This window comes from Streptomyces sp. NPDC007856 (assembly GCF_042868225.1).
Taxonomy (GTDB): Bacteria; Actinomycetota; Actinomycetes; order Streptomycetales; family Streptomycetaceae; genus Streptomyces.
This window is the reverse complement of sequence record NZ_JBIAEC010000035.1, coordinates 17936-27103: the sequence shown is the minus strand read 5'-3', so window position 1 is coordinate 27103 and position 9168 is coordinate 17936. Positions and strand designations below refer to the sequence as shown.

Here is a 9168-nt window from a genome sequence, read left to right as displayed (position 1 = left end):
ACCATACTCTTTCCCCCCCGGGGGGGGGGGGGGGGGCCCCCCCCCCCCGCCCCCCCCCCCCCCCCCCCCCCCCCCCCCCCCCCCCCCCCCCGCCCCCCCCCCCCCCCCCCCCCCGGCCGGGGGGGGGGGGGGGGGGGGCGCCGCCCCCCCCCCCCCCCCCCCCCCCCCCCCCCCCCGCGGTTCGGTGGGGTGATCCCTCGTCAGTGCTGGTCCCGTCTCACTGTGCGCTGCGGTGCAGGTACGCCCGCTTCACGGTCTGCTGGATGCTGTTGCCTGAGGAGTCCGTCGCAGTAACCCGCAGCGTCACGTACGCGTCGCCGTGCACGTTCGACGGGCGTTCCACAGTGGCGGCGAACTGTCCCTCGCCGTTCCGCCCCACGGTACGCGTCGTGGTCCAGGTCTTCCCGTCGTCGTAGGACGCTTCTACTTTCAGCTTCACGCCGCGAGGTGCGGGCATGCCGTCCTGCATGCGGACAGTCATGCCGAGGGTGTGCGTGCGTGCCCGTCCCACCGCGTTCTGCGCATCGACCGGCACGTCATAGTCGAGCTGAAGCAGTGGCAGCAGGGTCGTGTCCGCCACGGTGTCCGAACGGAACGTCCAGGATGTGTGGGTGTCGGTGCCGAAGCGCCAGTCGTCCGAGGTGCGGCCGGTGGTGAGGTCCAGCCGGTATGTGGCTTCGCCCGCAGGCACCTCGAAGTTGCCCCACGCACCGTTGTCGGACGTGGCGATCTGCTTACCATCCCGGTACAGCTCCGCCTTGGAGGTGTCACTTGAGGACGAGACGCCTACTCCGCCACCGGGACCTCCGAAGGGGTCGGTCTCGGCCAACGACCAGTGACCGGCGCCAGAGTCGTCGAACTCGGGAATGTACACCGACAGGGTGTTGCCGTTGCGCACCGCTGTCTGGTCCTTTCCGCGCGGGATCGACGGGCGGACCACTGCGCCGAACCACCGCTCCTCGACCTGCCGGGCCGGCTGGTAGGTGTGCGCGGCATCGTGCATGCCGACCGCCAGCGGGAAGTCCGGAACGGGAACGATGTTGTGGTGCACGATGTGCTGCCACAGCGTGTCGCCAGTGCTCACGTACTCGACGCGCTCGGCTCCCAACGGGACATAGCGGCTGTACTGGTTCCACGCGGTGTCCTGGAACGGGCGCCATCCGAACCGCTGCTCACTCGCCCATTCCGCAGCCCCGGTCCGGGTGTACGTGCTGTGGACCTGCGCGGTGTTGCGATCGGTGACGGTGTATACCAGGTTCCTGGGGATGGAGCTCTTCGTGACCTCCATCAGGTCGTACAGGTACGGGCTGCGCACCGTGCCGGAGAACTGCACCTTCGTGGTGCCCTTCTTGATGCGCTCCATCAGAGCCGACCCGTTGTCCCAGGAGGTCTGCATGGTGGGCAGCGCCATGCGGTCACCGTCCGGCTGCCACCGGGTCCAGTCGGAGAAGCCCTCAGGCTGCACCACCAACAGCGCTTTGGCCCCCGCGTCCGCGGCTGCCCGCGGGAGAGCCTGGCGGTCCCACGGCGCCGAGTTGTCGTCCTGCACGACGGCCAGCTTGCCGCGCACCGCACTGAAGTCGGGCGCCGCCGCTGTGCCGGCGCTCACGGCGGTCAGCCGCGCACCCTCGTCCCCGAAGACCGGGGAGGTCGGCTGGTAGTACGGAGTGAAGTGCTGGGAACCGCCTTGGACCTCAGCCCGCAGTTGCGGGGCCACCATCTGCTTGCGCAGTGAGAATTCGAAGGCGCCGTCGGTGACCGGGGAGGTGCCGTTCGTGTAGAGCTTCCAGTCGTCGAAGTAGAGGGCCCCCTCCGTCAGGCTGTGCCCGTCGATCTGGCGGTAGTAGTAACTGCTGAATACGCCGCGCTGCTCGGCGGGGCGAGGGGTCCGGAGCTTCACCTCCGTGAGCTTCGAGGCGTCCAGAGTGACCGTCATGTCTTTGGTGACCTTCACCTCGGGATTGACGATCCGGCCCACGTTGGTGCCGCCGTTCTCGGTCCGCTCGTAGAAGTCCAAGCTGACGTAGTACGTGCCCTCCTCCACGACCGCGACTCCCGCATCGAGGTCTGTGTAGTTCACGAAACCGTCGGGGCCCCAGATCTCCGGCATGACGAAGCCGTGTGTGATCTGACCGTTGCGGTCACGCTGGACCATGGTCAGCCGGTGCAAGGGGGTGTGCACCACGAGGGAAAGAGTGGTGTGGGCGAGCACGGAACCGTCGGCGGACTTCGCGGTGACGTATCCGTAGAACTTGCCGCGGACTGCGTGGGTCGCGTCCGTGCGCAGCGGCACGTCGGCGGTGGAACCGGGGGCCAGTTGCACGGTGTTGGAGTCGAGGCTGAGTACACCGTCGGGAAGCGTCTTGCCGTCCTCGGTGGCCAGGTCGGCGGTCAGAGAAAGAGTGAGCGCGTGATCGCTGGTATTCGTGTAGTGCAGCATGCCCGCCGATCGCCGCCCCGACGTATCGCCGGTCGTCAACGGCGCGAGCGTGACGGAGCCCGTGGCCATGACCGGGCCCATGGCCGCGGCCACGTCGATGCGGCCACCGCCCTGCTCGGTCACCTTCGTCCGGGACACTGTGTGCGCGGTGCTGATCAGGGCGTCCTTGAGCTGCTGGGCAGTCCAGTCTGGATGCTGCTGGGCAATCAGCGCCGCGGCACCGGCGACGTGCGGGGTGGCCATCGAGGTGCCGGACAGCGACACATAGTTGGCGTCGACTGGGTCGCCCAGGGTGGTGCCTGCCGCGCGCGCAGCCACGATGCCCACACCGGGGGCGGTCACGTCGGGCTTGACCGCTTCGTCGTTGTAGCGCGGACCGCGACTGGAGAAGGGGGCCAGGGAGTCGTCACGGTCGACTGCCCCCACGGTCAGCGCGGACTCGGCTGCGCCCGGCGCGCCTACTGTGTACTGGCCCGGACCCGAGTTGCCCGCTGCGACTACGAAAAGCGTGCCGGTGGAGGCGGTCAGGTTGTCGACAGCCTGGCTGAGCGGGTCGGTCCCGTCGGTCGGTACATCCGCCCCAAGACTCATGTTGACGACCTTGGCGTGCTCGGCGGTCGCCCACTCCATGCCTTCGATAATGCCCGATTCGGAACCGGAGCCGTTGTCGTCCAGCACCTTGCCGATCAGCAGGTCGGCCTTAGGCGCGACTCCGCGTCGGGTACCGCCGGAGGCGGCGCCGGTGCCGCCGATGATGGAGGCGACGTGGGTGCCGTGGCCGAAGTGGTCGACGGTGTTCCCGCTGCCGGAGAAGTCCTGGGCCTCGGCGATGCGACCGGCCAGGTCGGGATGGTTGGGGTCGACACCGGTGTCGAGCACGGCCACCTTCACGCCTTGGCCCTCGTAGCCGGCCTTCCAGGCGGCGGGGGCGTTGATCTGCGCCGTACTGCGGTCCAGCAGGGCCCTGGCCTTGCCGTCCAGCGAGATTCGCGGGGTGACTGCGGCCCGGGCGGCCGTCGGCCCCTCAGCGGGCTTCAGTGTCTTCCAGAGAGTCGCCAGGTCCTTGCCAGGGACCTGCAGGGAATGCGCGTCGATGCTCGCCAGGGCGCGGGAGTGTGCCGGTTCCAACGCCACCAGGCGGTCGGCGAGGGATGCGGCGGCCTTGGACGCCTGTGCGCTGACGCGGACCCCGACCCTCGGCTTGGTCGGCTGCGAGAAGACGATCAGCGGCAGCGTCGAGGTGTGAGTCTCGTCGTAGCCCTGGGATATCAACCCGGTCACGTTGAAGAGCCGGCGATCCAGGGTCCCGGCGGAGACCAGTCCCTGGGCGTCGAACGGCATCACGGTCAGCGACTTGTCATCGCCCTCGAACGTGTTGAAGGGCATGTGCTCGCGTCCGGGGCCAGGCTGCACCGACGCCGTACGCCGTCCGCCGGGCAGTGTCGTCACGGTCACCTGGTCACCCGTCACCAGCCGCACGGTCGCGGAGTGGACCCCCGGTTCGCCGGCGGGATGAGTGACAGGATCAGCAACCTGCGCCCGCGCTGCGGCGAGGGCCGGTGTGACACCGGCGACCACCAGCAGTCCTGTCATGATCGCCGCCATAGGGCGGATTCTTGCCATCAGGGGAAATCCTCTCGTACAGCTGTACGCCACAACTTCTCGGGAATCATTCATCGGCGCAGCCGGACCTGTCACGGTTCACAGGTGTCACAAGTGAGACACGGCCACAATGCGACACACACCGGCCGGATGCGGCCACCTGTGTGTCAGGCGGTCCGGCATGGGCTCGATCCGCGGTCGATGGCGAAGCGCGCAAGGCGTGGGCGTGTCGCCCGGGGCATGGCACAGAGCCACCCCGCGGACGATTGGGGGGCGGCTGACCACGGATGAGACACGGCTGGACGTCTGAGATTCGCCCGGGACTTGGCACCCGAATACTCCCGCAAACCGGAGCCCCGCCTCGCACGCATGTATGCCGGGCGGCGGATAAGGGAGTGCGACCGCGGACTGCTCAGGCCGGCAGGACGTAAGAGCGGACGACGGCATGGCGAGTGCGCGGGTCGCGCCATCGACACTGCCTGCGCACCTGGTGTTGCCGGGCCGGCGGATGCCGGCGGCCCGCGCGGCGGTGTGCAGGCGTGCATGGCTGGCTGGTTCGACTTGTCACATGCGGTGTTCGCCACCCGCACCACTTTCGTCGGCCATGCCTTGGTCGGCCGTGAGCTCCACTTCATCTGGCCAACTTCCGGACGCGCGACCGGGAACTCCGCCAAGTGGCCGATTCCCCGACGAGTGGGCGGGTAGCCGCCCATGGTGGAGCGGGCCAGTTACTTGGATGTCAGTAGCCTGCACAGGCGGCGCGACTGCAGTGGATCAATGGATGACGTGGTGCACCGAGGCTTCAGAGGAACCGGACCTGTTGCGGTTATGCCTGAACGACGTGAGCCTGCCGCTCCAACCGAATCGTGGAACAGCGTCTTCATTGCGGCGAACTGGAGGTGCCGGACAGTCCTGGAGCCGGAGCTTCGGCTGGACCCGCGTCGCAGTCTGGCGCCGTATGCGATGCCGCATTCCCTCCAGAACAGCTTGGCCCTCTACATGCTGGTGACTCTGCACCACTTGATGTCCAGAGGTTTCGCTCTGATGCCGCTGAGGAGCGGCGAAACTGTCGGCCCTGAGGGAGCAGCCGACGAGGAAAATGGATGAGGTCTTCGCGTGAATGGCCCGGGAGGCCGAGGCCGCAGGGAACCCTCGCGGACAGCTGGCTGATCCGGCACGGGCATACAGCACCCCTATCGGCGACGTCGGCGCGGAGGACAGGCAGGGCGGGGACAGACGGCACCGGGATCCACTCGGGCCGCGGGAGGCCGGCGCCTGCGCGCCGCCGTCCCGCCACAACCGATGCCATTGGTAGGCCGACTTCGCACTCACCCTCAAGCGCCGTGCTACCTCCGGCGGCTTGATCTTCTGCTCGAAGAGCTCAGCCGCCTGCATTCGCACCGTCTCCCGGCGCTGCCGTCCCGCCGGAGTCAGCCCGCCTCCATCCGCATATCTCACACACCACGGGATACAGGCACGGCTCCAGGCCCATCAGGGACTTCGCGGAGCCGCAGTCAGTGACGCCGCCGAAGCTGCGGATGCGGCGGGACTGTGCCCCGGCGATGCGCTGTGGCGGCCCTCGCTGTGACCACCGCCGCTCCGTTCGACGTCATGTTTCGGCGCCTGGACGGCGAGCGGTGCACCGGCCTCCGGGGTCCCGCTCGCGGTCGGGGATTCGACCTGAGGGAGCGAGGGACGGGTCGGCGCGGCCCGGGGAGTGTTTGCGTGATGCAGGCGTGAGGGTTCTATGAACACCCCATCGCTTATGGGATATTTGCCGCTTTAGGGAGGCGTTCGCGTCAGGTGTCTGCCTCACACATCGAGTTCCTGGTGTCACTTCGCTGGTGGCGCAAGCCACCGGCGGCACGGACGCGGCCGACACCGCGTGACAGCGTGACTTCGCCGACGCGGCGGCCGAGTACCACGTACCGCAGGAAGTGCTGCTGGCCCTGGCCTACCAGGAGTCGGCGTGGGACGGCCACGCCGGACAGCAGAGCACCGAGGGCGGTTACGGCCCGATGCACCTCACCGACGTCACCCCAGCCCTGATGGCCGGAGGCGACGCGGGAGCCGCGGGCCGTGCCGATGTGAAGAAGCTGGCCGCGGCCCCGGCCCTGCACTCCCTGCAGGCGGCCGTGAAGCTCACCGGCATGTCCGCCGAGAAGCTGCGCACCGACGAGACTGCCAACATCCGCGCAGGTGCTGCACTGCTCGCCTCGTACCACAAGAGCCTGCACGGCAAGCCCTCGTCCGACCCGGGCGACTGGTACGGGGCCGTCGCGCGCTACAGCCAGGCGACCGGGGAGCACGGGGCCAGGGCCTTTGCCAACCGGGTCTTCGCCACCGTCAAGCAGGGTGCCGCCCGCACCACACCCGACGGTCAGCGTGTGCGTCTGCAGGCCGCGCCCGAGGTCACCCCGGCCACGGGCCAGCTCGCCGGACTGCGCCTGGCCGTCACGAAGACGGCGGCGGCCGAGTGCCCGGCCACGGTGGACTGCACCTTCGTGCTGGCCGATCCGCACAACGGGCAGGTCTCCGACCGCCCCGCCGACGGCATCAGGATCGATACCATCGTCATCCACGACACGGAGTCGTCCTACGAGTCCGCCATCGCCGCCTTCCAGGGCCCCGGCGCGAGTGCCTCCCACTACGTGATGCGCTCCTCGGACGGTGCCGTGACGCAGATGGTGCCCACCGAGGACCTGGCCTTCCACGCCGGCAACTACTCCACCAACATGCACTCGATCGGCATCGAGCACGAGGGCTACGCCGCGAACGGAGGCGCCTGGTACACCGATGCGCAGTACGAGGCGACCGCCGAGCTGTTGAAGTACCTCGGCGCCCGGTTCCACATCCCGCTGGACCGGCAGCACGTCATCGGTCACGACAACGTTCCCGGACCCAACTCGGCCTCCGTCGTCGGTATGCACTGGGACGCCGGCCCGTCCTGGGACTGGGAACACTTCATGGCGCTTCTCGGCACCCGCGGCAAGGCACGGCACGGTGTGGGCCGCGTCGGGTCGGTGGTGACCATCGCACCCGGTTTCGCGCACAACAAGCAGACCGTGCAGATCTGCCCCTCCGACGACCCCACCGGGGCGACCACCGCGTGCACGGACGTGACGCAGCCGTCCAACTTCGTCTACCTGCGTACCGCGCCGAGCAGCACCGCGCCGCTCTTCGGGGACCAGGCGATCCACGGCACCGCCTCGGGCTCGCCCCGCGTCTCCGACCGGGGGAGCACGGCACAGGCCGGCCAGCAGTTCGTGGTCGCCGACAAGAAGGGCGCCTGGACGGCGATCTGGTTCAGCGGTTCCAAGGTGTGGTTCTTCAACCCGCACGGCGCCAACACCGTGCGCACGCGCGGCGGTGTGACCGTCCTGTCGTCCGGCGTGGCCGGCACCCAGCCGGTGGCCGTGTACGGCCTCAGCTACCCCGAGGCTTCCGAGTACCCGGCCGGCAAGGGCCCCTCGACCAAGGCCCCGCTCAGCATGTACGGCATACCCGCCGGCCAGGCGTACGTGGCGACCGCGGCACCGGCGGCCACGGACGACTTCTTCCCCAGCGACGGCACGGTCGTCACGGGCGGCAAGACCATGTACACCATCCAGTACAACCACCGCACCGCGCTGGTGTACTCGGCCGATGTCACCGCCCGGCCGCTGGGCGGCGAGCAGCGTTGACCCGGTCACCCGCAACCCGCGCCGGGACATGACTCCCACATGGGATGAAACGGTGCGGGCACCGGGGCGGGACACGGAGGGGGGCATCGTGAACCCATCCGGTCGGCACATACGTCCCTCTACTGAGACTCCTGCCGTCCCCTGCGGCGGGAGCGGGCGGCCGCCCCGCGGGGGGCAGTGATTCCGGCCTCGGGCAGCTGACCCGGTGTCGGCATCGAGGCGCGGGCGCGGTCTGTCGAAGGCCCAGGCCGAAGAGCGGTGCTCCGTGCTCGTAGGCCGAGGATCCGGGCCTCGGGCCGGGCAGGACGACCGGAGGCCGGGGCTGGGCGGTAGCGGGTAATGACGGCGATCGATCAGGTGTCACCGAGGAAACGGGTATATGCAAGCGCTGGGAAGAGTTCTGACGATCAGTGGCACCGTCCTCGTCGCGGCCGCCGGGGTTCTGGCAGCGGTGACGACGTACGTCGACAAGGGCGCTGCCGACCGCCATCACGTCTCGGTCGTCATCGAGAAGGGTGATGTGTGCGCGTCGCTCCGTGACCCGCGGTACGAGGTGTCGTGCGGTACGACGGCTTTCGGTGACGTCCGCTACAACTGCCCGTCGGGCCGGAAGGGTGATTGCCCGAGGACAACCACCGTGACCTTGCGCAATGTCAGCCAGAGTCCGGTGGTCGTCACCATGGTGAGCGGGCGGCGGGAGGGTGAGCGAAATTTTTTGCGGGCTCCTGAGCTGGCGCCCGGCCGCACCGTGACCCTGCGCCCGCGCCCGGACGAGAAGTATGTCTTCGACATCCTTCTGCGTTCGGTGAAGTCGGGCGTGGGCGTGGTGAAGATCGTTCAGATCGGCTGAGGAGGGGCGGGCCAGACCGTCCTTGTCGTGATCCCGGGCGGGGCCCCGCAAGCTACCGAGAGCGCGCGGAGCCAGGCACCGGCCCTCACCGGGGCAGCCCGTGCCCGGTCCTCGCCGCCACGTCCTTTTCTCGTCGCACCCTGACGCCGCTCACCGAGGTACCGGCGAGCGACGCAGGACGGTGGGACGGATCAACGCCCCACGGTCCTCAGCAGGTTGTTGTACTCGCGTCTGAGCAGCTTCGCCGCCGGACACGGTGTTCCGTTCGCACGGCAGGTTCTGCAGCCGTCGACGTGGGCCTCGTGGGTGAGGCGTGCCTGTTCGATCAGCTCATTCTTCTGGATCATGGCTTTACTCCTCTGTTCAATCGACACTGCGTGTCGGCACCATCGGTCCGGCACCGACAGTCGGGCGCGGTGGTCCGCGACACTTTCGGCGGGGTCGGGCCTGGATCAGGGCGCCGGGCGGACCCGTCGGCGACCGGTCATCGCATCGCTGAGCCCGCTCGGCTTTCGGTGATCACACGCGGTCCTGGTTGTCCGGATCCGACGTGGCACTGCGGGTGCTCGAGCTGACGTCGGATCCGGCATCCC

Annotated in this window: 4 protein-coding genes and 1 pseudogene; 2 read left to right on the top strand and 3 right to left on the bottom strand. The window is 69.0% G+C overall.

The window, feature by feature from the left end:
- Nucleotides 1-217: 217 nt before the first annotated feature.
- Nucleotides 218-4033, bottom strand: a complete 3816-nt coding sequence (locus ACFYOH_RS41505; protein WP_388636644.1) for a S8 family serine peptidase — start codon at nt 4031-4033, stop codon at nt 218-220.
- A 1227-nt stretch (nt 4034-5260) separates the two neighbouring features.
- Nucleotides 5261-5476: pseudogene (locus ACFYOH_RS41500) on the bottom strand (helix-turn-helix domain-containing protein); the annotation flags it as partial.
- 503 nt (nt 5477-5979) lie between these two features.
- Here ACFYOH_RS41500 and ACFYOH_RS41495 point away from each other — a divergent pair.
- The gene (locus ACFYOH_RS41495; protein ID WP_388636643.1) at nt 5980-7725 is read left to right on the top strand and encodes an N-acetylmuramoyl-L-alanine amidase; all 1746 of its coding nucleotides are present in this window, start codon (nt 5980-5982) and stop codon (nt 7723-7725) included.
- 379 nt (nt 7726-8104) lie between these two features.
- Nucleotides 8105-8575 carry a hypothetical protein gene (locus tag ACFYOH_RS41490; protein WP_388636641.1) on the top strand — a complete coding sequence of 157 codons (471 nt, stop codon included), beginning with the start codon at nt 8105-8107 and terminating at the stop codon, nt 8573-8575.
- A 191-nt stretch (nt 8576-8766) separates the two neighbouring features.
- Here ACFYOH_RS41490 and ACFYOH_RS41485 read toward each other — a convergent pair whose 3' ends face one another.
- Complete coding sequence (locus ACFYOH_RS41485) at nt 8767-8922, bottom strand: hypothetical protein (protein WP_388636639.1); 156 nt, start codon at nt 8920-8922, stop codon at nt 8767-8769.
- Between the last annotated feature and the right edge of the window lie 246 nt (nt 8923-9168).